The sequence below is a fragment of the Polaribacter sp. PL03 genome (assembly GCF_033875165.1).
In the GTDB taxonomy this organism is placed as follows: domain Bacteria; phylum Bacteroidota; class Bacteroidia; order Flavobacteriales; family Flavobacteriaceae; genus Polaribacter.
On record NZ_JAWZSV010000005.1, the window covers coordinates 211956 to 238071 of the forward strand.

At 29.0% G+C, this 26116-nt stretch carries 25 protein-coding genes; 9 read left to right on the forward strand and 16 right to left on the reverse strand.

What is annotated here, in order from left to right; genetic code table 11:
- Window positions 1-24 precede the first annotated feature (24 nt).
- The 7 genes from SHK09_RS12130 to lpdA form a co-directional block, all read right to left on the reverse strand.
- The gene (locus SHK09_RS12130; protein WP_319811048.1) at window positions 25-1995 is read right to left on the reverse strand and encodes a protein-disulfide reductase DsbD family protein; all 1971 of its coding nucleotides are present in this window, start codon (window positions 1993-1995) and stop codon (window positions 25-27) included.
- Window positions 1996-2046: 51 nt separating this feature from the next.
- Window positions 2047-3426 (reverse strand): TlpA disulfide reductase family protein, encoded by a 1380-nt coding sequence (locus tag SHK09_RS12135; RefSeq protein WP_319811049.1) that lies wholly within the window; start codon window positions 3424-3426, stop codon window positions 2047-2049.
- Window positions 3427-3477: 51 nt separating this feature from the next.
- Window positions 3478-4794, reverse strand: a complete 1317-nt coding sequence (tilS, locus tag SHK09_RS12140) for a tRNA lysidine(34) synthetase TilS (RefSeq protein ID WP_319811050.1) — start codon at window positions 4792-4794, stop codon at window positions 3478-3480.
- Window positions 4795-4829: 35 nt separating this feature from the next.
- Window positions 4830-5066, reverse strand: a complete 237-nt coding sequence (locus tag SHK09_RS12145) for a hypothetical protein (RefSeq protein WP_319811051.1) — start codon at window positions 5064-5066, stop codon at window positions 4830-4832.
- Window positions 5067-5143: 77 nt separating this feature from the next.
- Window positions 5144-6448: an anthranilate synthase component I family protein gene (locus SHK09_RS12150; RefSeq protein ID WP_319811052.1), complete on the reverse strand. Its 1305-nt coding sequence runs from the start codon at window positions 6446-6448 to the stop codon at window positions 5144-5146.
- Between the two features lie 39 nt (window positions 6449-6487).
- Entirely contained in the window at window positions 6488-7708 is a 1221-nt protein-coding gene (locus tag SHK09_RS12155) for an acyloxyacyl hydrolase (RefSeq protein ID WP_319811053.1), read from the reverse strand.
- 105 nt (window positions 7709-7813) lie between these two features.
- Window positions 7814-9214 carry a dihydrolipoyl dehydrogenase gene (lpdA, locus tag SHK09_RS12160; protein WP_319811054.1) on the reverse strand — a complete coding sequence of 467 codons (1401 nt, stop codon included), beginning with the start codon at window positions 9212-9214 and terminating at the stop codon, window positions 7814-7816.
- A gap of 135 nt (window positions 9215-9349) precedes the next feature.
- Between lpdA and SHK09_RS12165 the strand changes: the two genes are divergently transcribed.
- Both SHK09_RS12165 and SHK09_RS12170 read left to right on the forward strand, forming a co-directional pair.
- Window positions 9350-9823, forward strand: a complete 474-nt coding sequence (locus SHK09_RS12165) for a heme-binding domain-containing protein (protein WP_319811055.1) — start codon at window positions 9350-9352, stop codon at window positions 9821-9823.
- Entirely contained in the window at window positions 9824-11062 is a 1239-nt protein-coding gene (locus tag SHK09_RS12170) for a glycosyltransferase (protein ID WP_319811056.1), read from the forward strand.
- Window positions 11063-11077: 15 nt separating this feature from the next.
- Here SHK09_RS12170 and SHK09_RS12175 read toward each other — a convergent pair whose 3' ends face one another.
- Window positions 11078-12292 carry a carboxypeptidase-like regulatory domain-containing protein gene (locus SHK09_RS12175; protein WP_319811057.1) on the reverse strand — a complete coding sequence of 405 codons (1215 nt, stop codon included), beginning with the start codon at window positions 12290-12292 and terminating at the stop codon, window positions 11078-11080.
- Between the two features lie 52 nt (window positions 12293-12344).
- Window positions 12345-14360 (reverse strand): M3 family metallopeptidase, encoded by a 2016-nt coding sequence (locus SHK09_RS12180; protein WP_319811058.1) that lies wholly within the window; start codon window positions 14358-14360, stop codon window positions 12345-12347.
- 178 nt (window positions 14361-14538) lie between these two features.
- On the opposite strand from SHK09_RS12180, the gene SHK09_RS12185 reads away from it, so the two are divergent.
- Window positions 14539-16992, forward strand: a complete 2454-nt coding sequence (locus tag SHK09_RS12185) for a LamG-like jellyroll fold domain-containing protein (RefSeq protein WP_319811059.1) — start codon at window positions 14539-14541, stop codon at window positions 16990-16992.
- Between the two features lie 22 nt (window positions 16993-17014).
- Here SHK09_RS12185 and purE read toward each other — a convergent pair whose 3' ends face one another.
- The 3 genes from purE to SHK09_RS12200 are packed head-to-tail and all read right to left on the reverse strand — an operon-like array spanning window position 17015 to window position 19139.
- A complete protein-coding gene (gene purE, locus SHK09_RS12190) occupies window positions 17015-17494 on the reverse strand; it encodes a 5-(carboxyamino)imidazole ribonucleotide mutase (protein WP_319811060.1) in 480 nt (159 codons plus the stop codon).
- A gap of 2 nt (window positions 17495-17496) precedes the next feature.
- Entirely contained in the window at window positions 17497-18654 is a 1158-nt protein-coding gene (locus SHK09_RS12195) for a 5-(carboxyamino)imidazole ribonucleotide synthase (RefSeq protein ID WP_319811061.1), read from the reverse strand.
- A gap of 50 nt (window positions 18655-18704) precedes the next feature.
- Window positions 18705-19139, reverse strand: a complete 435-nt coding sequence (locus SHK09_RS12200; RefSeq protein ID WP_319811062.1) for a phosphoribosylaminoimidazole carboxylase — start codon at window positions 19137-19139, stop codon at window positions 18705-18707.
- Between the two features lie 108 nt (window positions 19140-19247).
- On the opposite strand from SHK09_RS12200, the gene greA reads away from it, so the two are divergent.
- The 3 genes from greA to SHK09_RS12215 all read left to right on the forward strand — a co-directional run bounded on the left by greA (window position 19248) and on the right by SHK09_RS12215 (window position 20604).
- Window positions 19248-19724 (forward strand): transcription elongation factor GreA, encoded by a 477-nt coding sequence (gene greA, locus SHK09_RS12205; protein ID WP_319811063.1) that lies wholly within the window; start codon window positions 19248-19250, stop codon window positions 19722-19724.
- Between the two features lie 108 nt (window positions 19725-19832).
- Complete coding sequence (locus tag SHK09_RS12210; protein WP_319811064.1) at window positions 19833-20219, forward strand: HIT family protein; 387 nt, start codon at window positions 19833-19835, stop codon at window positions 20217-20219.
- A gap of 37 nt (window positions 20220-20256) precedes the next feature.
- A complete protein-coding gene (locus tag SHK09_RS12215; RefSeq protein ID WP_319811065.1) occupies window positions 20257-20604 on the forward strand; it encodes a hypothetical protein in 348 nt (115 codons plus the stop codon).
- 95 nt (window positions 20605-20699) lie between these two features.
- Here the strand turns inward: SHK09_RS12215 and SHK09_RS12220 are convergent, their stop codons facing one another.
- Window positions 20700-21848 (reverse strand): HAMP domain-containing sensor histidine kinase, encoded by a 1149-nt coding sequence (locus tag SHK09_RS12220; RefSeq protein WP_319811066.1) that lies wholly within the window; start codon window positions 21846-21848, stop codon window positions 20700-20702.
- Between the two features lie 77 nt (window positions 21849-21925).
- On the opposite strand from SHK09_RS12220, the gene SHK09_RS12225 reads away from it, so the two are divergent.
- Window positions 21926-22786 (forward strand): flavin reductase family protein, encoded by an 861-nt coding sequence (locus tag SHK09_RS12225; RefSeq protein WP_319811067.1) that lies wholly within the window; start codon window positions 21926-21928, stop codon window positions 22784-22786.
- Between the two features lie 13 nt (window positions 22787-22799).
- Window positions 22800-23168, forward strand: coding sequence for a DUF3127 domain-containing protein (locus SHK09_RS12230; RefSeq protein ID WP_319811068.1), 369 nt, complete (start codon window positions 22800-22802; stop codon window positions 23166-23168).
- 104 nt (window positions 23169-23272) lie between these two features.
- Here the strand turns inward: SHK09_RS12230 and SHK09_RS12235 are convergent, their stop codons facing one another.
- Window positions 23273-23518 carry a DUF1456 family protein gene (locus SHK09_RS12235; protein WP_100947201.1) on the reverse strand — a complete coding sequence of 82 codons (246 nt, stop codon included), beginning with the start codon at window positions 23516-23518 and terminating at the stop codon, window positions 23273-23275.
- An 18-nt stretch (window positions 23519-23536) separates the two neighbouring features.
- A complete protein-coding gene (locus tag SHK09_RS12240) occupies window positions 23537-24166 on the reverse strand; it encodes a short-chain dehydrogenase (RefSeq protein WP_319811069.1) in 630 nt (209 codons plus the stop codon).
- 125 nt (window positions 24167-24291) lie between these two features.
- On the opposite strand from SHK09_RS12240, the gene aat reads away from it, so the two are divergent.
- Window positions 24292-24918 carry a leucyl/phenylalanyl-tRNA--protein transferase gene (gene aat / locus SHK09_RS12245; RefSeq protein WP_319811070.1) on the forward strand — a complete coding sequence of 209 codons (627 nt, stop codon included), beginning with the start codon at window positions 24292-24294 and terminating at the stop codon, window positions 24916-24918.
- Window positions 24919-25035: 117 nt separating this feature from the next.
- Here aat and SHK09_RS12250 read toward each other — a convergent pair whose 3' ends face one another.
- Window positions 25036-26040 (reverse strand): App1 family protein, encoded by a 1005-nt coding sequence (locus SHK09_RS12250; protein WP_319811071.1) that lies wholly within the window; start codon window positions 26038-26040, stop codon window positions 25036-25038.
- Window positions 26041-26116: the final 76 nt, after the last annotated feature.

The following is a 26116-nucleotide window of genomic DNA, read 5'->3' on the forward strand; positions in this document are numbered from 1 at the left end:
AAGCATCAACTTTTATACCAATTGTTATTTTTTAAAATTTTCTATTCCTTTTTCTAACCAAGACTTATAGGTTTCTATATCTGTATATTGTTGTGGCGAATTTAGAATTTCTAGATCTGCACTCATCAAAATATAGTAAGGTTGTGAAGCATTTTTAAAATTTATTACTTGAAACGTAGACCATTTGTCACCATAAGTTCTAATTTTTTTAATCTTTCCGTTTGCTTTTTTAAAGTCGAATTGTGCTGCTTTTGGTAGCTTTTTCTCGTTGTCGTCTATATATAAAGAGATAAGAATATATTCTTCTTTTAAGATATTGTATATCGAAGGATCACTCCAAACGTTCTCTTCCATTTTTCTACAGTTTACACAAGCCCAACCTGTAAAGTCTAATAAAATGGGTTTATTAGCTACTTTAGCAGCCTCTAAACCTTTGTCAAAATCTTTGTAACAATCTAAACCTAAAGGACAATCTGATTCTTGTTCATAAATACTATAAAATTGTGGTGGCGGAAAACCGCTTAAAGCATTCAAATTCCAAGTAGGTTCTTTTAGTGTTCCTGGAATTAGGTAGACAACAAAAGCAATTATTAAGACACCAAATGAAACTCTAAAAAAGGATAATTTTTTAATAGGAGAATCATGCGGAAATTTTATTTTCCCAAAAAGATAGAGTGCTAAACCAAGGAAAATAACAATCCAAAGACCAATAAAAACTTCACGTTTTAGAAGATCCCAGTGCCCAACTAAATCTGAGTTTGATAAAAATTTAAAAGCAAAAGCCAATTCTAAAAAGCCTAAAATTACCTTGGTTGTGTTTAGCCAACCACCAGATTTTGGTAAAGAATTTAATAAATTAGGAAACAAAGCAAATAAGGCAAAAGGTAAAGCTAACGCTAAACCAAAACCGGTCATACCAGCAGAAAGTTGAAATGCAGGATTGCCAACTGTACCTAAAGAACCTGCTAAAAGTGAACCTAAAATTGGTCCGGTACAAGAAAAAGATACAATTGCTAATGTTAATGCCATAAAGAAAATACCAACAAAACCACCAACATCAGAAGCAGAGTCCATTTTATTTCCCCAAGAGCTTGGTAATGTTATTTCATAAAAGCCAAAAAAGGAGAATGAAAAGAACACTAAAATAACAAAGAAGAAAATGTTTAACCAAATATTTGTAGAAATTGTATTTAAAATACTAGGATCTAAGCCATCAATTAAATGAAAAGGAACACTAAGAAGCATGTATATAATTACAATAAATAAGCCGTATAAAATTGCATTAAAAATACCTTTACTTCTGCTTTGAGATTGTTTTGTAAAAAATGAAACAGTTAAAGGAATCATTGGAAACACACAAGGTGTTAGAAGAGCGAATAAGCCACCAACAAAACCTAAAAGAAAAATATTAAATAAAGAACTACCAGATGCAGCATCTGTTTCAGTTCCTGTTTTTAGTAAAGCTGTATTTTTTAAATCTAGTTTTAGTTTTTTTGTTAATTCTTTACTCTTATCATCTAAAAGAATTACTTCTTTTTTTAACTTTTTTCCGTTTAAAGCAAAAGCAAAAGATTCTTCTATTTGTATACAAGCTTGTTTACAAACTTGCCCATAAATATCTAATGTAACTGAAGAAATACTAGTATCTACTATTTTAATTCGTTGAGTAATAGTCGCAACATCTTTAAAGAATATTTCTTCTTTTTCCCAAATTTCTGAATATTCTTTATGCGTTGTACTTTCTTTAGCTTTTCCAATTAACTCATAACCAGATTTATCATCTGGAATTAATATTTCTAGAGCTTGTGAAGCGTCTTCTGGGTTGTATTGTGAGTATAAATGCCATTCTTGTAAAAGTTTGGCAGTAAAGATAGCATCGTATTCTGTATCAGAAATTTTCTCTATCGAAGTTTTCCAAACAATAGGATTCTCTTCTGTTTGAGCATTTATTTGTAAAGAAAAACAAAGAATAAATGCTAAAATTATTTTTTTCATAATCAATAAGTTTCAAAAAAAGAAAGTTAAAAAGGCGATAAATCTATTAATTTATAGGTTTAAACCGTTTAAAGTTTCTACTAATTTTTTATCTGAAGGTCTTGGTGCATTTGCATTTACAATGTTTCCTTCTGGGTCTAATAAAATAAAACGTGGAATTCCTTTAATCATATAATCTTGTATAAATTGAGAATCCCAGTTATTATCAGCAAACAATTGCATGCCGCCTAATTCTTTATCTACAATCATTTTTTTCCATTTTTCATGATCTTTTGTATCGTCTATAGAAATACTTAAAAACTGCACATTTTTGCCATGAAACTCTTTTTCAACCTTCTTTAAAGACGGAATTTCTCCAATACAAGGTCCACACCAAGTTGCCCAAACATCTATATAAACATACTTTCCTTTTAAATCTTCTAAAGATTTTGTGCCACCAGCATTGTTTTCATAATTTGTAAATTTTGGTGATGGACTTCCGGTAGCTAAAGATTTTAATTTATTATAATCTGCTAATATTTTTTTGTTGTTCGCTTCATTTGTAGAGTTGTTAGAATAAAGTGTGTAAAATTCTTCTAAATTATCTGTGTAAGTAATACCATATTGTGCATCATTATACAATAATTTGTTTTTTATAATTTCACTTTTAAGAGAAGCAACTGTTTTTAAATAGGAAATATCACGAGCTAAAGTAGTGTCTTTTTTAACTAGCTCTTGTGCTTTTTCTCTAAGATTAGTTTCTACTAAACCTCTGTAACTTACAGAAAATAAAAAATCATCTTCATTATTAAAATCTAAAGATTTTTTTTCATCTAAAAAGTCTTCAGAAACTTTAAAATCTTTGTTTTTTGCATAATATCTGTGAGCAGCCTCGTAATTACCTAAACTACCTAAATAGCTGTAATTTAAATTTTTAGTTTCTTTATTTATAAAGTCTTTTGGTAGGTTTTGCGTGTTGTTTAATAGCTCTAATTCGGCTTTTTTTATTTCAGTATAAAGGCCTTTAAATTCAGTTTCATTTTTTAAAAAGGGTTGCTCTATATCTTTAGTAACACTGTTATATATTTTACCTTTTTCTTTAATGTAATTGTTAATTGCAATTTCATTACCCGTAAATTGAAGTGTAGCGTCTTTTGATTTTGCGTTAAACTTAATACTAAGATTACTGCCTTTTGGAGCATAAAATTCAGTCATACTATTATCTAAACGAAAAGTAAAGAAATCACTATTCATTCTTAAAGTATCTAAAAAAGAACCATCTTCGTTTAAAGTAAATTCTTTTTTATCACTGAAATTATATTGACTATATATTGTTATTTTCTTATTGTCTGCATTTTCTATTTGTCCAGAAAGAATTGCATAATCTACTTTCTTCTCCTGTGTACAAGAAACTAAAGTTGTTATTGCTAATAAGAGCCATAAATTTTTCATAATAATTTTATTTTAAGTTCATTTTTTTAAAGGTACAAAAACCTTTTTTCACTACTTTGTTTGATTACTTATTTTTATTAGATTGTTATTTGTTGTTGCAACAAACCTGTTGTCTTGTCTTTTATTAATTATCCAAATAATTTCTTCGTTTGAATTGCAAAGTAACCAAGTTTGTTGTTTTTCTAAAAGCGATAATTTTTCATCTTTAAAATACTTGCTTAATTTCTTTTTACCTGTCATTCCAGAAGGATAAAAATAGTCGCCATTTTGCCATTTCCTTACAATCAGAGGAAATTTTAAGTACTCTTTAGATACGTAAATAGTATTTTTATTTAGAACTGATCTATCTGTAACTTCTTTAAAAGTTAAATGAATAGGTTTTTTTATTTCTGAAGTATTTTCTTTAATCTCAAAAGATGTTTTCTTAGAAGACGATCGATTTATTTTAGAAACTATTAGAAAATCTCTATCCTTTAAAAGAGCATGTGTTTTAGAAAAAATTTGTTTACCAGATTGTGCAGAAAGTAGATTGTAGATATCGTTAAACCCTGTAAAATTGTATTTTTCTAAAAGTTGATATAAATAAGCTTTCGGGTTTGATAATTGTTGAATTTTATTAATTCTTAATTTTAAAAAACCACTTTCTTCTACAATTATATTAGATAAAACATCCTCAATTCTATCATTAATAATCTGTTTACTTTCTTGTAAATTATCTAAGGTCTTAGAAAAAGTATCTAATAAATTAGGATTAATTTCTTTTAAAACAGGCAACACTTTATGACGAATTTTATTACGAACATATTTTGTAGAAGCATTGCTTTTATCTTCTCGCCAAGAAATATTATTTTCTTCTGCAAAATTTAATATTTCTTCTCTAGAAAATTTTAAAAACGGACGAACAATATTCCCATTAATTTCTGGAATTCCTGTAAAACCATCTAAACCACTTCCTCTAGTTAAGTTAATAAGAAAAGTTTCTAAATTGTCATCTGCATGATGTGCCGTTAAAACATAATCGAAGTTATGGTCTTCAATAATTTCTTGAAACCAAGCATAACGTAGGTTTCTGGCAGCAATTTGGGTAGATTCTTTTTTTTCTTTTGCTACTTTTTTAGTTTCAAAAGAAGTTGTAAAACAATTTATAGCTAGGTTTTTAGCCAATTCTTTTACAAATACTTCATCTAAATCGCTTTCTGTATTTCTTAAATTAAAATTACAATGTGCAAGAGAAATATTGAAATTTAAAGCAGCTAAATTGTGTGTTAAAACAACAGAATCTATTCCGCCAGAAATAGCAATTAATATTTTTTTATCCTTTAAAAAAGGAAAATTTCGAGAAAGTATATTTGATAATTTTTGAAGCATAATATCTTCAAAAGTACGTAAATTATAACGTTATTTTACTGTTGTTTTTTCAACCAAACTCTAATATCTTTTCTTATAGAAACTTCTGGTCTAGGTAAAGGAATTGTTTTACCAAATTGCTTACTTCTGTTAAATTTAGAAAAAGTAACTTTTAGTTGTTTCCATTCTGCAGGATACAAATCTAAAAATTTATTAAACATATTTTGTTCAGTTGGTTTTTCTTTTAAAGCCTCTAAAGTTTTCTGAAAAAGTTCTTCTTTGTTTATAATCATATTGCAAAAATATCTAATATTATTTAAAAGTTGATGTTTTTTAGAGACAAGCTGTAAAATAATGTTTGTTAGTAATTCTATTTAGAATTTAGTAAAACATATTTCATGGCTTTAGCTTTAAGCAAACACTCTTCATATTCTTTTTCTACAACAGATTTTGCTGTAATTGCACCACCAACAGAATACGAAATATACTTTTTTTCTTCATTATAAAGAATGCTCCTAATTACTACGTTAAAATCGAAATCATTATCTGGCGTAAAATAACCAATAGTACCAGAATATAAACCACGTTTTGTTTCTTCTAGTTCTTCAATAATTTTCATTGCAGAAACTTTGGGTGCGCCAGTCATACTTCCCATAGGAAAAGTACTTCTTAATGTTTCTACAGGATGCATATTTATATCTATTTTAGAAACTACGGTAGAAATCATTTGGTGTACTTGCTTAAAAGAATATACTTTACATAATTCTTCAACTATAACAGAACCTATTCTTGCAGTTTTAGATAAATCATTTCTAACCAAATCTACAATCATTACATTTTCTGCACGTTCTTTTTCATCTCTCGATAAATCGGAAGCAATTTTAGCATCGTCTATTATACTAATTAATCTCTTTGCAGTTCCTTTAATTGGCTGAGAAATAATTTTAGAACCTTCTTTTTTAATATATCTTTCTGGCGAAGCACACAAGGCATATTGATGATCCATTTTTAGAAAGGAAGCAAAAGGAGGTTCAGAAATTTCATTTAAATGTTTGTAAACTTCAACCGGATTTATAGTTGAATTCTCCGCATAAAATTCCTGACAAAAATTAGCTTCATAAATATCACCTCTTTTAATATGGTCTAAAACCTTTGTTACTTTCTGATGATATTCGTCTTTATGAATTCTAAGTTTTATTTTAATATCATTTTTAGATGCTTCAATTTTTATTTCTTTAAAACCCTTAATTTCTTCAAAATCCTTTTCAATTTCATCGTCTACCATCTTTAAATAATGAAATTCGATGCTTTTTCCTCTGATGAAAATTAATTTTTGAGGTTGAAAGAAATATAAATCTGCAAAATATAAATGATCTAAATTTTTTGAAGAAAGACGTTCTACATCATTTTTAACATCATAAGAAATATAACCAAAAATATAATCTTTTGTTATAGATTGGTATTCTTTAAGCTTATCGAAAGCATTTGTGTAGTCTGTTTTTATAGCTGTAAATTCTTCAACAGCCAAAGCGCTATCGAAGTTAGAATATTGCTGGTTGTAATTATTAGAATCTAACCAAAGTGCCGTTTCAAATTGTTGCGACCAAGACAATAAATTTTGTTTAAAGTCTTTAATATTTTCTATAGAAAAAGTAAGAATAGTTCTTTTAGTCATTATGGCAAAAATACAATTCTTATTGATTAGTAGTAAGAATTAAAATGTTTTTCCGAAGGTAAATTGAATAGGAACTGCAACCCCAGAATTTTGTGGAAAAATGTTTCCATTAGAATAATGCATAATTCTAAGTTCTGCATTATATGCACGTTTTTTTCCGAAGAAAACACCTAAACCCATGGTGTCTTGGTATGTTATTTTAGGACCTGTATTTAACTTGTCTAAATTAGCTTTTGTTAAATAAGTAGGGCCAATTAAAGAATAGTTTGTGTACATGTCGAAACCTTTTCTACGCAATATATAAAAACGCATTGTTGGAAAAATAGAAAAAGCAAGAACGTTTTCTTTAGTTGCCTCTGTTTGAAAAGCGGTAACACTAACACCCCAATCTAAAGAAAAAATCTTTTCTGTTCTAAAAGCTAGTCTTTGGTATGTAATAGAAAAAGCATGGGCAGCTTTAACTTCTCCAACCCAAAAAACAGGAATACCAAAACTTTCGAAATTTCCTACTTTTAAGCTCATTCCAAAAAACTTATTTGCGCCAAAACCAATTTTACTGTTTCCGTAACTTACTTGAATGGTGTTTTTTGGGAAAAAGTAACCGTTGTTTTCATGTTTTTCTACTTGTTCTTTAGAAAGTTTATTAATATGGTACTCGAAACCAAATGTAACTTGAGAAATAGAAGGCTGATTCTCTTTTTCTGATTTAGGCAAAAATGTTCCATTTAAATTCAAACGCCACTTTTTGTTCAATTTATAATTAAAACCAAAACCGTACAATAGACTTGCAAAATGGGCATCAGGATATATAATATCATCATTTATAGAAAAACCAATACGCGTAACATTTGCAACACCAGCTTCCCCATAAATAGATAGTTTTTTATTTAGATTCATGTTTTTCTTTAAAGATAAAGACCAAGCATTTATCCAAACACTTCTTTCGTAACCAATATTATTTACGTTGTTATACTTAAACCAAGCAGCAGGTCTTAACGTACCAAATTGTATTGCTAAATCTGGTACTATTTTATAACCCAATAATAATCTACCAGAAAAATAGTTTTTAGAATAGGAATCTGTTTTATAACCATCAATTAAATTATCATTAGAAAAAGGGTAGAAGATTCCACCAAAATTAATACTGTAATAAGATTTAGATAAGAATTTAGATGGTTGTGCTTTCGATTTTTGTTCTTCTTGGCTGTATAAAGTTCCTGAAAAAAGGAAGATAAAAAATAAGGTAAGTATCTTTTTCATTTTATAAAAGTAAGAAACTTTCTAAAAAGAAGAAGCATCCAATAAATTGGATGCTTCTTAGGTATTTATGTTTTGTAATTCTTAGTTTTAAAAGAATAACTGTATTTATGCGTTTAAAGGTTTTCCGTCCCAAGCAGCTTTAGCAGCTTCTTTTACAGCTTCAGAATATGTTGGGTGACCATGACAAATTCTAGCTAAATCTTCTGCAGATGCTCTAAATTCCATTGCAACAGCAGCTTCCATAATTAAATCTGCAACACGTGCACCAACCATGTGAACTCCTAAAATTTCATCAGTATTTTTATCTGCTAAAACTTTTACAAAACCATCTAAATCTCCACTTGCACGAGATCTACCTAAAGCTCTCATAGAAAATTTTCCAGATTTGTAATCTACACCAGCATCTTTTAATTCTTGTTCTGTTTTACCAACAGCAGCAACTTCTGGCCATGTGTAAATAACACCAGGAATTAAGTTATAATCGATGTGTGGTTTTTCGCCAGCAATATACTCTGCAACTACAGCACCTTCTTCTTCTGCTTTGTGAGCTAACATTGTACCTTTAATAACGTCTCCAATTGCAAAAATATTAGAAACATTTGTTTGTAAATGTTCGTTTACAGCAACTTGCCCACGTTCATTAACTTCTACGCCAATTTTTTCTAAACCTAAACCAGTTGTATATGCTTTTCTACCAACTGCAACTAAACAATAATCTCCAGTAAAAATTACTTCTTCACCTTTTTTATTATTAGCCTTTACAGTTATTTCTTTTCCTTTTCTTTCTACAGCAGTAACACCATGATTAACTGCAAATTTAACACCTTGTTTCTTTAAAACCTTTGTAAGTTCTTTAGATACATCAGCATCCATTGTTGGTGTAATTTTTGGAGCATATTCTACTACTGTAACATCTGCGCCTAAACGTTTATAAACAGAACCTAACTCTAAACCAATAACACCACCACCAATAACAATTAAATGTTTTGGTACTTCTGGTAATTTTAAAGCTTCTGTAGATGTTATTACACGTTCTTTATCTAATTTAATAAAAGGTAGCGTTGCAGGTTTAGAACCTGTTGCTATAACAATATTAGTTCCTTCAATTATTTCTGATGAACCATCATTTTTTGTAATTTTTACATGTGTAGCATCTTCAAAAGAACCTAAACCTTCAAAAACATCGATATTGTTTTTGTCCATTAAGTACTTAATACCACCAGTTGTTGTTTCTACAATTTTAGCTTTTCTATCTACCATTTTTCCGAAATCGAAAGAAGGTTTTTCTACAGAAATACCATGTTCTTCAAAATGATTTACTACATCATAATAATGGTGAGATGAATCTAATAAAGCTTTAGATGGGATGCAACCAACATTTGTACACGTACCACCTAATGTAGAGTATTTTTCAATAATTGCTACTTTTTTACCTAATTGAGAAGCTCTTATTCCGGCAATATATCCTCCAGGACCAGAACCAATTACAATAATATCGTATTTCATAAGTAATTTTATTTTGCGTTTTTTGTAACCTTTCGGTTTATTTTCTACTAATAATCAACAAAAATACATATATTTTCATAAAATAAAGTAAGAATTCAGTAGTTTTACGGCATAAAATATTCTTAAAATATAAAGATGAAGATTCTAAAAAAAATACTTGTTTTCTTATTGGTTGTTCTAGTTGTTGCTCAATTTTTTGGTCCAGAAAAAAATGATGGAGATTTAGCAACAGTTGCTATTTTTATTTCAGAAACTAATCCGCCAGAAGACGTTAAAAGAATTTTAGAAACAACTTGTTATGATTGTCATTCTAGTAAAACCAATTATCCTTGGTATAATAATATTACACCAGTAAATTTTTGGTTAGACGAACATATTGCCGATGGTAAAAAACATTTAAACTTTTCTAAATGGAGCGAGTATTCATTAAAAAGGAAAGAACATAAAATGGACGAGTTATACGAGGAGGTAGAGAAAGGTGAAATGCCTTTAGATTCTTACACTTGGACGCATACAGATGCCAACTTAACAGAAGACCAAATAGCAGCAGTTGTTGCTTGGGGAAAAAAAGTGCAAGGAGATTATAAACTACAAATGATTGCCAAGTAATTGCAGAAAAAAAAGCTTTTAATTATTGGTGCAGTTTGGGTAGAACCCAATTCTTCTGCTGCAGGTAAAAGAATGTTGCAGTTAATAATGCAGTTCTTGCAAAGAGGTTACGCAATAACTTTTGCTTCTCCTTCACACAAAAACGAAAAAGCAATAAATCTAACTTCTTTAGGTGTTAATGAAGTTTTAATTGAATTAAATAATGTTTCTTTTGATGATTTTATAAAAGATTTAGAACCTAATATTGTTATGTTCGATCGTTTTATGATGGAAGAACAATTTGGTTGGCGAGTTGCAGAAAACTGTACAAAAGCAATTAGAATTTTAGATACGGAAGATTTGCATTGCTTGCGAAAAACAAGAGAATTGTGTTTTAAAAAGAATAAAGAATTTTCTACGGAAGAACTTCTAAAACAAGATATAACCAAAAGAGAAATAGCAGCTATTTTAAGATGCGATTTGTCTTTAATTATTTCTACTTTCGAAATGGAAATATTAAAAAATACTTTTAAGATAGATGAAGCTGTTTTAATGTATTTACCTTTTCTTTTAGATGAAATTGATGAGTTTCAGCAACAAAAATGGAAGTCTTTTGAAGAAAAAGAACATTTTGTTTTTATTGGAAATTTCTTTCATAAGCCAAATGTTGATGCTGTTTTAACTTTGAAAAAAGAAATATGGAGTGAGATAAGAAGCTATTTACCAAAAGCTGAAATTCATATTTATGGAGCCTATACAAATCAACAAATAGAACAACTTCACAATAAAAAGGAAGGTTTTATTATAAAAGGTTTTGCAGAAGACGCAAACAAAGTTGTAGAAAATGCTAGAGTTGTTTTAGCTCCTTTAAATTTTGGCGCAGGAATTAAAGGAAAACTTACAGAAGCAATGCTTTGTGGAACGCCAAGTGTTACAACAAGTATAGGGGTAGAAGGTATGCGTGGTAACCTTACTTGGAATGGTTTTGTAGAAGATGATTTTGCTAAATTTGCATTAAAGGCAAATGAATTATATTCAAATAAAGCTACTTGGAAAATTGCGCAATTGAACGGAATAGAAATTATCAATTCCATTTATAGTAAAAAGAAAAATGGAGAACTGTTCTTCAATAAAATAGAAGAAATTCAACAAAATCTAGAAAAACATAGAACTTTTAATTTTTTAGGAAATTTGTTGCAACATCAAACTTTACAAGCTACAAAGTATATGAGTAAGTGGATTGAAGCAAAGAATAAATAACTCATTATAATATAGTTATTTAATAGGAACGTAGTCTAACGGTAACGAATTAGCAAACTTTTCATAAGACCAATATCCTTCATAAAAAACATCTAAAGGGCTTACTAAAGTACCATTTTCATCTATTTCTGTAGCAGATTTTAGCGGAATTATAGAAGAGGTTTGTGGTAATGCTTCTCTTAATTTGCTAAATTGATTTCTTAAAATATAACCTTCTTCTTCTAGCTCATTTGTATAAACTACACTTATATTATTATCAAAACTAAGATAAGAAACACCTTTTTTAGTAATAATAATTTCATTGGCAGGAACTTTAGATTTGTATAAATAATCTTTAAATTTTGGCATTTTAGCTTTCTTTAAAACAACTAAAGCAGAGTCTAAAGGAGTTTTAGGATTGTCTATCTCTGTAAAAAAATTAATTTTAGATCTATTTAATCGAACAAGTTCTCTAGCGTTCTTTATTTTTTTCTCACTAGGTCTTTCTGGGTTTTTAACTCTTTTAAATTGATGAATTAAAAAACCATCTTTATAAGTAGTGTTTTTTAATAAAGATTGATAAAAGTGAAAAAAAGAACCGTTATATGTTTCTAAACGTTTTGCATTCCATTTACGTTGTTTTCTTTTACTACCTTTTAAGTTTTTGTACCTAGAGTAACCTAAGTAAGTAACACTGTTTTTGTTAATTATAAATTGCTCTAAATCATACGTTATCTTATAGCCTAAACGCTTGTGCATTATTTCTAACGGCTTTCTTGCGTAAGCAACTAGTACATTATTCTTTGCACTAAAATCGAAATGTAAAACTTCTGGATTTAAGATTTTACATTCTTTAGCGATAGCTGTTGTGCCAATAAATTCTCTTTTAAATCGAGTTAAATTATATTTCCAATCATCATCATAAACTGTTTTTTTTATTACAATTTCGTTTAACATATTATTTTCTTCTTCTAAAGAAAAGCCTAAAGGTTTTTTATATGTTGATGTATTAAGGTTGTAAATAATTTTTTTGTAGCCCAAATAAGAAACAATCAATTCATATTTACCTTCTTTTATTTGTATTGAAAACTTACCATTAGAGTCTGTAGTTGTTCCAACCATTGTATTGTTAAAATATACAGCAGCTCCTTCTAAAGGATTGTTTTTCTCGGAAACAGTTCCTGTAACAGTAATCTGAGTAAAAGATAAAAAGGAAGTAAAAAATAAAACTAAAAAAAATCGATTTTTCATCTGATAAAAATAATCATTGAAAAATCGATTTAATAGAAATATCTGTTAATTCTTAAATTAAACCAGCTCTTTTTAATAAAGCGTCTGGTTTTGGTTCTTTTCCTCTAAAACGTTTGTATAAGACCATAGGTTTTTCTGTACCTCCTTTAGATAAAACATTTTCTTTAAATTTTGTAGCTACTTCTTTATTAAAAATTCCCTCTTCTAAGAAATATTCAAAAGCATCAGCATCTAAAACTTCTGCCCATTTATAAGAATAATAACCAGCAGAATAACCTCCTTGAAAAATATGAGAAAAAGCAGTACTCATTACATTTTCTGCTACATCTGGGTATAGTTTAGTTTCAGCAAAAGCATTGTTTTCAAATTCTTTTACAGATTTAATTGCAGAAGGATCTTGCCCATGCCATTGCATATCTAATAAGCCAAAACTAAGTTGTCTTAATGTTTGCATTCCTTCATGAAAACTTGCAGATTCTTTAATTTTCTCTACATATTTCATCGGAATAACTTCACCAGTTTCGTAATGTTTGGCAAACAATTCTAATGCTTCTTTTTCGAAACACCAGTTTTCTAAAACCTGACTTGGTAATTCTACAAAATCCCAAGATACAGAGGTTCCAGACAAGCTATTATAGGTTGTATTTGCCAACATACCGTGAAGGGCATGACCAAATTCATGAAATAAAGTAGTAACTTCATTAAACGTTAATAAAGACGGTTTCGTTTCTGTAGGTTTTGTAAAATTACAAACAATAGAAACCTGTGGTCTTTCGTTAATTCCGTTTTTAATTTGTTGTGATTTATATGAAGTCATCCACGCTCCATTTCTTTTGCCTTTTCTTGGGTGAAAATCGGCATAAAAGACAGAAACAAAGTTTCCGTTTATGTCTGTTACATTGTATGTTTTTACATCTTCATGGTACTTATCGATGTTAGAAACTTCTTCAAACTGTAAGTCAAATAATTTACTTGCAATTTCAAAAACCCCAGCTATTACATTTTCTAATTTAAAATAAGGTTTTAATAACTCTTGGTCTAAATCGAATAGTTCTTTCTTTAGTTTTTCAGAATAATAAGCGCCATCCCATTTTTCTAGTTGCTCTATTCCGTCTAGTTTCTTAGCGTAGTTTTCTAAGTTCTTAAATTCTTTTAAAGCAGCAGGTTTTGCTTTGTCTAATAAGTTATTAGAGAATTCAATAACTTTTTCTGGCGTTTCTGCCATTCTTTCTTCTAAAACAAAATGAGCATGTGTTTTATAACTTAGTAAATTTGCTCTTTTATGACGGAGATTTACAATTTCTAGAACAACTTTTTCGTTGTTAAATTTATTATCCTGAAATCCCTTTTTACCAGCTGCAATTGCCATTTTTTTACGCAACTCTCTATTGTCTGCATAAGTTAAAAACGGAATGTAACTTGGGTAATCTAATGTAAAAATATAACCTTCTTTATCTTTCGATTTAGCAACTTCTTTAGCAGCTTCTTTTTCGCTTTCGGGTAAACCTGCTAGCTCTTTTTCATCTGTTAAATGCATTTCAAAAGCATTGGTTTCTGCCAATACATTTTCACCAAACTTTAAAGATAGCTTAGATAGTTTCGCATCTATTTCTCTAAGTTTACTTTTGTCTTCTTCACTTAAATTAGCTCCGTTTCTAGCAAAACTTTTGTATTGCTTGTCTAAAAGCATTGTTTGCTCTGGAGTTAAATCTAAACTATCTTTAGTATTAAAAACAGCTTTAACTCTTTTAAATAAGTCTTCGTTTAAAGTAATATCATTTCCAAATTCACTTAACCAAGGAGAAACTTCTTGTGCTATTTTCTGAATTTCATCATTTGTTTCAGCTGAATTTAAGTTAAAGAATATGCTAGTAATTTTATTTAACTTTTCACCAGAAAAATCTAAAGCAACAGTTGTGTTTTCAAAAGTTGGTTTTTCAGAATTATTTATAATTTCATCAATTTCTGCTTTTGCTATTTCAATCCCTTTTTTAATTGCAGGTTTGTAGTCTTCATTAGAAATTTTAGAAAAAGGAGGTGTTTTAAAATCTTGTAAAAGTGGATTCATTTAATTTTATTTAATATTCAAAGATAAAGATTCTATAAGTTTTATCATTTATATAATTATCTTTTTCGCTTTAACGACATATTTTGTTGATTAGACGAAATTTACTTAGTTTTATTAGACATTGGTATTATGTTTGTTTTGTAATAGTGTGATTAGCACCCACATAAAAATAAAAATTATGAAAAAACACTTACTATTCTTATTTATTTTTCTAACTCAGATTATAGGAGCACAAATACCTTGTTCAGCAGGTTTTACAGGAAATGGGACAGATGATTATATTACAATTCCTAATACGGATGCTATTAATATACAGAACACAAGAAACAGAACTATAGAGATGTGGTTTAAAACTTCAGATATAACTACAAGACAGGTTTTGTATGAAGAAGGAGCGCAGGTTAACGCAATCTTAATTTATATAGAAGGTAGTAGAATTTATTTAGGTGGTTATAGAAATAACGCAGACAACGCAACAAGAAGACGTTTTTTTAGGTCTGCTATTGGAGATATAACATCAGATAAATGGATGCATATTGCATTTACTGTAGAAGATACAGCTTCGCCAGATATTACTTTTAGATGGTATTTAGATGGTGTGGAAAAAGATGTACAAGATGGTTTACAGATAAGCAATCATTCTGGTAATATCTCAATTGCAAGAAATGGTGGTGTAGTAAGATACCCAACAAGCTTGACAGATGCTAATTGGGGTGGAAGTGGAGTTGGAACTTACAATGGTACATTTTCTGGTAATGATGGAAATACTAATAATTTTAATGGAAATATATCTTTATTAAGAATTTGGAATGTTGCAAGAACAGAAGCTCAAATAAATACGAATAAATCTACTTATTTAACTTCTGGAACTAGTTTGGTTGCTTACCAAGATGGCGATCAAATAAAATATGAAGCTAATGGATCTGCAATAATTGGTGCAACCGCTACAGCAAATGGAAGTGGAACATCTTATACATGGAATGGTGGTGCGTCTATAGATTTTTCTAACAATGCTAATTGGTCTGGTACTTCACCAGTAGTTACCAAAACTCAAACAGTAGTTATAAGTAATGGCTCTAATCAGCCAGAAATAAGTACAGAGGTTAAAATAGGAAGATTAACAGTAAATGCTGGTGCAGAATTTACTGTAAAAGCAGGAGGAACTCTAAATGTATTTTATGGTTTAACTAATAACGGAACAATTACTGTTGAAGATGGAGGAGCTATTATTTTTAACTCTTGTAGCGCCGTAATTGCAGGTTCTGGTAAATTTAATATAAAGAGAGCAACACCTGTATATGCTGGTAATGATTTTTATTCTTATTGGAGCTCTCCTGTAATTGCAGCAGATTCTAATATTGCTACTGTTTTTTCAGATGCAGAATTAATCTATAGATTTGATGCAAGCAGTACTAGTTCAGACTGGGCTTTTCATGGAAAATCAAACTTTAATACAGGTGTTGGTTATGCAGTACAAAATGAAGGTTTAGGTGGGCAATTAAGAACTTTTAACGGTAAAATTAATGAAGGAGACGTTGTTGTAAATGTTTTTGCAACATCAAACATAGCAAGTACAGATGCAAGTAATGTCTGGTCTACAGAAGGAGATAACTTAGTTGGTAATCCTTATGCTTCTGCAATAGATTGGGATTTGATAAGTGCAGATACTGATAATGCTGATATTGACGGTACGGTTTATTTATGGAATCAAAATACAGCAGAAGTAGGAGATAACAATGTGTCGGATTATTTACAATACAATGCTACTGGTGGTATGAGCAATACTACAACAGGTAAAATTGGTTCTGGTCAAGGTTTTTTTGTTAGAACAACTGCTAATAGTAGTATTACTTTTAAAACGACACACCAAATTGTTGCAAATAACACACAATTTTACAAAACAGACCAAGCTAAAACTATTTCTAAAAAAGAAGGTAGATCTTGGTTTACATTTAATAAAGGAAACAAAACAAACACAATGTTAGTAGGTTTCTTAAATGGAGCAACAAATAGATACGATAGATTGTATGATGCACCTTTCGATATCAATCAAACTTCTTTAGGTTTTTATACTTTGGTAAAAGGAACTAAAAAAGTATCTATACAAGGTTTATCAACTTTAAAAAGAGATAAAAAAGTAGTTAAAGTAGGTTTTATTGTTGACGAAATAGGAACGTATTCTATTGCAATACAGGATGAATCTATAGACGAAGATTATTATATCTATTTAAGAGATAAAGAAGCTAAGAAAACGGTAGATTTAAGACAAAGAGGGTATACTTTTAATATTGATACTATTGGAGAAAATAATACAAGATTTAAAATTATATATACAAAAAAGAAGAATAGAGCTACACAGAAAACAGGTAAAGAATCTTTATTAGTAGAAGAAATAGATTCTAAAGATTTTACAGTTTATGTAGATGGGGCAAAAGAATTAATCGTAGCATATGATTTTGATGTAGACAACATTAAAGAAGTTACTTTATATACCATTCAAGGAAGAAAAGTGAAATCTTTTTTAGGGAATGATGTAAAAAATGTTTCTAATTTAAAAACAGGAATATATATAGTAAATACTACTTTAATTAATAATACAAATTTGACAAAAAAAATACTGATTGCTAATTAGCAATCAGTATTTTTTAATATTTTTATTTTCTAACTCTTTTAGAAGCTTGCTCAACTTTTAGCTTTAAATCTTCTTTGTAAGCTATAATTTTATCTAAAATAACTTTGTCTGAAGCACCAATAATTTGAGCCGCTAAAATACCTGCGTTTTTTGCACCATCTAATGCAACAGTAGCAACAGGTACACCACCAGGCATTTGTAAAATAGATAAAACAGAATCCCAACCATCTATAGAATTTCTACTTTTTACAGGAACACCAATAATTGGTAACGGACTCATAGAAGCTACCATTCCTGGTAAATGAGCTGCGCCACCAGCACCTGCAATAATTACTTTAATACCTCTTTTGTGTGCGTTTTTAGAATAATCTACTAATTTCTCTGGAGTTCTGTGAGCAGATACAATATCAACTTCTATTTCAATATTAAAACTCTCTAAAATATCTATTGCTTCTTGCATTATTGGAAGATCAGAATCACTTCCCATTATTATTCCTACCATAATTATTTACTTATAACTCTAATTGTTTCTTTTACTTTTTGTGCAACTTCTCTTGCCATATCAATATTTGAATTTACAATAGTAACATGACCCATTTTTCTAAACGGTCTTGTTTCTTTTTTGCCATAGATATGAGGTGTAACACCATCAATTTTTAATATTTCTTCTATATTTTGATAAATTACATCGCCAGAAAAGCCTTCTTCACCAACCAAATTTACCATAATACCAGCTACTTTACTGTCTGTGTTTCCTAAAGGTAGGTTTAAAATTGAACGTATATGTTGTTCGAATTGATTGGTATAACTTGCTTCTATAGAATAATGACCAGAATTATGAGGCCTTGGAGCAACTTCATTTACTAAGATTTTATCATCTGTAGTTTGAAACATTTCAACAGCTAATAAACCTACAAAATCTAAATCACTTACTACTTTTAATGCAACTTCTCTTGCTCTTTCTGCAACTTTAGAGTGTATTCTTGCAGGACAAATTACGTATTCTACCTGGTTTGCTTCTGGGTGAAACTCCATTTCTACAACAGGATATGTTTTTACAGATCCGTTTGCATTTCTTGCTACTATTACAGCTAATTCATTTTTAAAAGGAATTAGTTTTTCTGTAATACATTCTACATTTGGTAAACTTTCTAAATCTTCTATATTTCTTACAATTTTTACACCATTACCATCATAACCAAAACGAGCAGCTTTCCAAACAAAAGGAAACTGAATAATATCGTTTTCGAATGAATGTATTAGTTCTTCTAAATATGCATAATGAGAAAATTCTGCTGTAGGTATTTGATGATCTATATAGAAATTTTTCTGTCTGGCTTTACTTTGAATAATTCTTAAATCTTTTGGTTTTGGATAAATCGTAAGACCTTCATCTTCTAATTTATCTAATGCATCTAAATTTACATTTTCTATTTCTATGGTAAGTAAATCTACTGTTTTTCCGAAGTTGTAAACAGTATTAAAATCTAATAAATCTCCAACAATAAAAGTATTGCAAATTTCTGCACAAGGTGCATTTTTATTAGTTTCTAAAATAGAAGTATGAATGTCTAATTTTTGTGTTTCTGCTAAAAGCATTCTTCCTAATTGACCACCACCAAGAATACCTAATTTAAAATCTGAAGAGTAATAGTTTTTCACCTTAAAAGTTGTTGTGTTTCAGCAAAAATACACAACTCAAATCACTTTCACTAAAAATTACTGATTCTAATTGCAGAACCATTTTTAGAAACTTTATATTCGATTGCAGAACATAAGAAACCTTCGGTTTGGGGTGCTCCTCCAATACCTAATCCTAAACCATATTCGCTTCCGTCGCAAGAACATTTTAAAATATTAGGCCTGTTTAATCTGTCGTAAATCATAGACGAGTTGCAATCTCCTTGTGGGCAAACTCTGTCATAAGCAACAAAATCAGATCCATTAACATTTAAAAGTATAATTCCTTTAGCGCCACCAGAAAGCTCTACAGAACCACCAGGTGTTTGTACATTAATTAGTTGAGGATTGTTTAAATCTGTACTTATAGATACAGAAAAAGGTCTTAAGCAATTAGCAGGAATATCGTTATCTACACAGCTTAAAACACTAAGAGTACAAATAAATAAAAACACTTTTTTAATCATAAAATTATCTTTGTTATCTTAATAACGATGGCAAGTTACAAATATTTTGTACATTTGTAAGACAATCTCATTCCTGAAAAGGCAATGGGATTTTTAAATTTAAACATCATGAGTGAAATATCATATTATTCTGCAGAAGGCTTAAAGAAATTAAAAGCAGAATTGGTTCAATTAGAACAAGTAGAAAGACCAAGAGTAACTACAGAAATTGCAGATGCAAGAGACAAAGGAGATTTAAGTGAAAATGCTGAATATCATGCGGCAAAAGAAGAGCAATCTCATTTAGAATTTAAAATTGCAAAATTAAAAAATGTAATTTCTAATGCACGTATTTTAGATGAATCTCAGTTAGATACGTCTAAAGTTTTAATTCATTCTAGTGTTGTTATTAAAAATTCAACAAACGGAATGGAGTTTAAATATAGATTGGTTGCAGATTCTGAAACTGATGTTAGAAATGGTAAATTGTCTGTAAACTCGCCAATTGGTAAAGGTTTATTAGGTAAAGAGGTTGGTGATGTTGCAGAGATTCAAGTTCCTAGCGGAATTATGAAGTTTGAGGTTATGAGCATTTCTAGAGATTAAAATAAAGTAGATTATTCTACAAGAATTTATTATAAATTCGGGTTTTGGCTATGTCGAAACCCGAATTCTTTTTTATATTTACTATCAACTATACGTTAATAATTACTTATGAGCATTTTTACAAAAATAATTACAGGGGAAATACCAAGTTATAAAGTAGCAGAAAATGATAATTTTATTGCTTTTTTAGATATTAATCCGAATGCAAAAGGGCATACTTTAGTGGTTCCTAAAAAAGAAGAAAACAAGCTTTTCGACTTATCTAGAGATGCCTATAAAGATTTAATGGATTTTTCTTATACTGTTGCAAAAGCACTAGAAAAAGCAGTGCCTTGTAAAAGAGTTGGTTTAAGTGTAATTGGTTTAGAAGTACCTCATGTGCATGTGCATTTAATTCCTTTAAATGAAATGGCAGATATTCAGTTTGCTAAAAAAGTAACCTTAACAAATGATGAGTTTGTTGCTTTGGCAGAAAGTATTGCTAAGAATTTTTAATAAAAATTATGAATACTAAAAGTATCTTAAATTTAATATGAAATATGCAGAATTTAATATAGAATCTAACAAAATAGAATTTTTAAATTCTGCTTTTGGTGTTGAAAGTGTTTTACTAAATGGAAAAACGATTTCTAAAAAGTTTTCTTTTTCTGGAATTAAACATAAAATAAACCTGAATTCAAATAATTTAATATTAGAATCTAAATACAAGCAATTTGGTGAAAGTGAGATTAAGCTTGAATTAAAAAATAATAATAAATTATTAGAAGAGAAAATTGTAAAAGTAGATAAAAAGCAAAGATTTTATTGGTTGTTAATAGGTGTAATTCTGGTTTTTGGAATCTATAAATTAGTAATAGAATCATTTTACTTATCTAAATAGTTTGCAAACAAGTTTAGCCCTGATTGAACGGTGTGTTTGAGCTCTTTTGAGGAACGAAAAAAGCGAGTAGTGAAAGCAGGAAATAGCTTCTAAAATTAAATTTTATCTAACAAAATTTGAAATGTAGTTCCTTTACCTATTTCAGATTTTTGTACGAATATTTTTCCTTTATGGTAATCTTCTACAATACGTTTAGAAAGCGATAAACCTAAACCCCAACCACGTTTTTTTGTCGTAAAACCAGGTGTAAAAATTTGTTTAAACAACTTTTTAGGCATTCCTTTTCCGGTATCTGAAACTGTTATTTTTAACTTTTTTGGTGTGTTTTCTATATTTAAATTTAAAGAGCCTTCTCTTTGCATTGCATCTATTGCATTTTTTATAAGATTTTCTATTACCCAACCAAATAACTCTGTATTTAAATTGGTAAGAATTTCTTTATCTGAAGTTGTAAAATGAAATGTTATTTGTTTAGAACTTCTAGATTCTAAATAATCGAATGCTTGTTTTGTAACTGTAACAATATTCTCTTTTTTTAGTTCTGGTTTAGATCCTATTTTAGAGAAGCGATTTGCAATTGTATTAAGTCTAGCAACATCTTTTTCTATTTCTTCTACGTATTTATCGTCAACTTTTTCCATTTTTAAAATAGCAATCCAACCTAATAGAGAAGACAATGGTGTGCCAATTTGATGGGCAGTTTCTTTTGCCATTCCCGTCCATAATTTATTGGTTTCTGCAGCTTTGTTAGAGTTAAAGAATAAATAAATGACGCTTAGAAATAAGAATAAAATTAAAATTAAGGCAATAGGGTAGTAGGTTAATCTGTTTAGTAAATCTGAGTTTTGGTAATAAATAAATTGTTTGTTATTACCATTATAACTAATCTCAATTGGTGCGTTTTCGAATTTCATTTTCTCCAATTGTTCTTCTATGTATTTTGAATCTAAAGATTTAATTGGGTCTAAATTCTGAAAAGATTCAATATTTCCTTTATCATCTACTAAAATTAAAGGAATATTAGTATTGGTTGTAATAATTTTATCTTGTAAAGTAATGTCAGAATTTAAGTCTGCGTTTGCAAGTTCTTTTTGAGCGATTCCTAAAATTTCCATTTTAACTCTTTCTTCGTTTTTAAATTTCTGAAAAAACATATAGGTATTCCATAAAATTAAAGAAACAATAATTAAGGAAATTAAAACAGCAATTCTTTTAAATAAAAGTGTGTTGGTTAGAAAATTCATGAAAACAAATATAAAGGTTTCCTTATATAACTCATTTGTGATTTTGATAGTATCTTTACAAGACAAAATATTTTAGAATGCTTACTATAGATCCAAAAGAAATTTCTACACAACAATTACACGGTTACTTATTAGGTGCTATTGCGCCAAGGCCAATTGCGTTTGCAAGTACAATTGATGCAGATGGAAACCCTAATTTATCACCTTTTAGTTTTTTTAATGTATTTGGTGCAAACCCGCCAATTATGATTTTTTCTCCTGCAAGAAGAGTGCGAGATAATACTACAAAACATACTTTAGAAAATGCTTTGGCAACCAAAGAAGTGGTTATAAATGTTGTAAATTATAATATTGTACAACAAATGTCTTTAAGTTCTACAGAGTATGCAGAAGGTGTAAATGAGTTTGAAAAAGCAGGTTTTACCATGTTACCGTCTGATAAAATAAAGCCATTTAGAGTGGCAGAATCTCCTGTACAATTTGAGTGTAAAGTAAACGATGTTATTTTTACAGGTGATGAAGGTGGAGCAGGGAACTTAATAGTTTGTGAAGTTGTGAAAATTCATATTTCTGAAGACGTTTTAGATGAAAACGGAACGATAGACCAACACAAAATAGATCTAGTTGCAAGAGCAGGAGGTAATTATTATACAAGAGCTAGAGATGGTTTCTTTGAAATAGCAAAACCAATTTCTACTTTAGGTATTGGAGTAGATGTTATTGCGCCTTCAATTAGAAATAGTACTATTTTAACAGGGAATAATTTAGGTATGTTAGGTAACATAGAACAACTACCTACAGAAGATAGTGTTAATAACTTTGCGAAAGAACATCCGCAATTTATTGGGTTAGAAACCACAAAAAAACATACATTTGCGCAAGAGTATTTAAAAAAGAATGATGTAGAGAGTGCTTGGAAAGTGCTTTTAATTAAATAGTTAAGATTATATTATGGAAGTTATTGGTAAAGTTAAGTTAATAGGAGATGTACAAACTTTTGGAGCTAACGGTTTTAGAAAAAGAGAATTAGTTGTTACAACAGATGATCAATATCCACAAATGATTATGATAGAATTTGTGCAAGATAAATGTGATTTGTTAGACAGTTATAAAGTTGGGCAAGATGTAAAAGTTTCTATCAACTTAAGAGGTAGAGAGTGGATTAACCCACAAGGTGAAGCTAAATACTTTAACTCTGTACAAGGATGGAGAGTTGAAAATGTATCTCAAACAGGAGCGCCAAGTAACTTGCCTCCAGTAGATCAATTTGAGCCAGCATCTAACGTATCTAACGAAGAGCCAGATGATTTACCTTTCTAAATAAGAATAAAAATCACATAAATAAAAAGAGAGAATTCATTACTGAATTCTCTCTTTTTATTTATGCAAAATATTCTGTTTTTTTTTTCGAGTAGAAAATAAGTTTACTTCTTTTCTCCTTTTTTTGGCATTGGTCCACGTAAATGAATAACCAAACCGTTTAAAAAATTACGTAAAATCTGATCTCCACATTCTACATATTTTTCATGCTCTTCATTTCTGAATAAAGCACCTAATTCTCCTTTAGAAACTTTAAAATCTACTAATGCGCAGATTTCTACAATGTCTGTGTCACGTAATTTGTGAGCAACACGTAATTTCTTTAAAATATCGTTATTTGTTAATCCCATAATGCAAATGTAAGTTTTTTATGTAACTACTTTAAAAATTGCCCAAGCATAAATTGCGAATCGTAAAAAACGAAACAAACCAAATAAAACAACGCTTCTAAAAGGATATTTTATCATACCAGCTGCTAAACAAGCAATAGAAAAAGGCAATGGTAATAATGCGCCAACTAAAATTAAAATACCTCCCCATTTTTTGGTGTTTTTTAAATTTGCTGCCATCTTAACTTCTAAGTAGGTTTTTATAGACTCAATTTTTAAAGTCATTTTTCCTAGAAAATAAGTAAGTAGTCCACCAGAATAAGAAAGCGTAGCTAAAATTGCTAAATTTAAAATTGGGTCTTCTGTCTTTTTTGTCCAAGCAATAAAAATTTCTGGCGGAATTAATCCTAAAATAGTTTCCGAAATAAAGAAAGTTATTAAAATACCTGTTTTAGAAAAGGTTTCTGTAATGGTTTCTAAACCATTATTAATGTCATATACGTATTTGTTGAAAAGAAATAAGCCTAAAACAACTAATACGATAGGTAAGAAAGCTTTTTTTAAGCTTTCCCAAACAAACATATAAAAGCCAGTTCTACCATAATAATTATGGAGTCTTTTGCCAATAAATGCAGTTCTCTTTTTTCTTTTTTTTTTCTTTTTTTCCAAGAAGATATTTTTTTGTGAATTTACAAAAATAGAAACAAAATCTAAATAAATAAGATTAGAATTTTAGATTAACTATTTTTTAAGAAAACTGTAAATTCGCTTTAAATTAATATGCATTTTTTAATATGATTTGGCTTACAGATAAAATTGAATTTCCACCCTATGAATTTACTTCAGATGAAGGTGTTATTGCTTTAGGAGGAGATTTATCTGCAGAACGATTAATTTACGCGTACAAAAACGGAATCTTCCCTTGGTTTTCTGAAGATGATCCTATTGTTTGGTATTGTCCGTTTGAAAGAATGGTTTTATTTCCTCATGAAATAAAGGTTTCTAAATCGATGCGAAAAATTATCAATAAAAAAGAATTTACAATTACAGAAAATACTGCTTTTGAAGAGGTTATTTATAATTGTAAAAATATTGAAAGAAGCGATGGTTTTGGAACTTGGATTACAGATGATATGGAGCAAGCATACATTAATCTGCATAAAAAAGGAGTAGCAAAATCTATAGAAGTTTGGTTAAATAATGAACTTGTTGGCGGTTTGTATGGTTTAGAAATAAACAATATTTTCTGTGGAGAAAGTATGTTTAGCAATGTTTCCAATGCTTCTAAAGTAGCTTTTATACATTTAGCTACAAATAAAAAATATGAATTGATAGATTGCCAGATCTACAATGAACATTTAGCAAGTTTAGGTGCAAAAGAAATTGATAGAGAGTTGTTTTTAAGTCTTTTAAAAAGATAATTCTTAGCTTCTAAAGCTGGTTAGCAATTTTTAATTTTTTATCAATCTATATTAAAAGTTATTTAATAGTTAGAAAGTGTAAAAGTAATAATAACGTTGTTTTTTAAAACTTAGATTTTATGCTATAAAATTATGTTTTTTTGCATGTAGTATGGCTTCCTTTGAAGAATGTACAATTATAAACTCTGTGTTTGTATAGTTTTTAATAAGTAGTTCAATTCTTTTCATCTTTTTAGAATGAAGAACACTACGCAGGTAAATTGCTTTAATTCTATTTGGATAGTTTTTAGCAATTTCTATATAAATATCTGCATCATGTTCACCAGCATCACCAATTAAAATAATAGGTAAGTTTGGGTAAGTTTTTAAAATATTGATGATTTCTTTTTGTTTTTGAGGTTTTTCTTGTAATGGTTTTTTTTGAAAGATATTTGAAGCACTTCTTAGTAGTATTGCACCTTTAGGAAAGTTATTGTTTTTTAAAAAGTGATCTAAGTAGTTGTACAAATTCCAGGGACTATGACTTACGTAGAAAATAGGGTTTGCATTTTTACCAGTTTTACCAAGGTGCAGTAAATTATAGAAATGAGAAGCACCAACGAGTGCTTTTCTTTTAGTGGGAGATACAAAAAAGGTGTTTATTAAAAGTCTCCATTTTAACTTGGAAATTACACCTGTATGTAAAATAGTATCGTCTATATCACTTGCAACTCCAAATTCTGCTTTTTTAGAAGGAATTAACAACTCCCCAGAAAATCTGTTTTTATTATTTATTTTTCTCCCTTGGTTACTATTTGTATAAGATATTTCAAAGTTTAACCAACCTTCTGTATTTGTTAATTTAGAGAGGTTATCTATATTTTTTTCTACAATAAAGTAACCTTCATTATTTGTTATAGTTTCTATTTTATAATTATTAGGTAGTGTTATTGTTAAAGAAGTATTTTTAACTTCGTCACTTTCGAAACGTTTCCAAGAATTTATGAATAAGCTAAAAATATTTCTTCTTTCTAGATTAATATTTTCATCTTGTAAAGCTCTTCCTCTAATATAAAAGTGGCTATTTGTGCCATAACTTTGGTAAACTATTATTTGTAAAGGATCTTTTTTAAAAAAGGACATTTTTATTTTCAATATACAAAAAGTCAAAAAAAAAGCCACATTTTATTGTAGCTTTTTAGTTTTTTAAGATGATAAG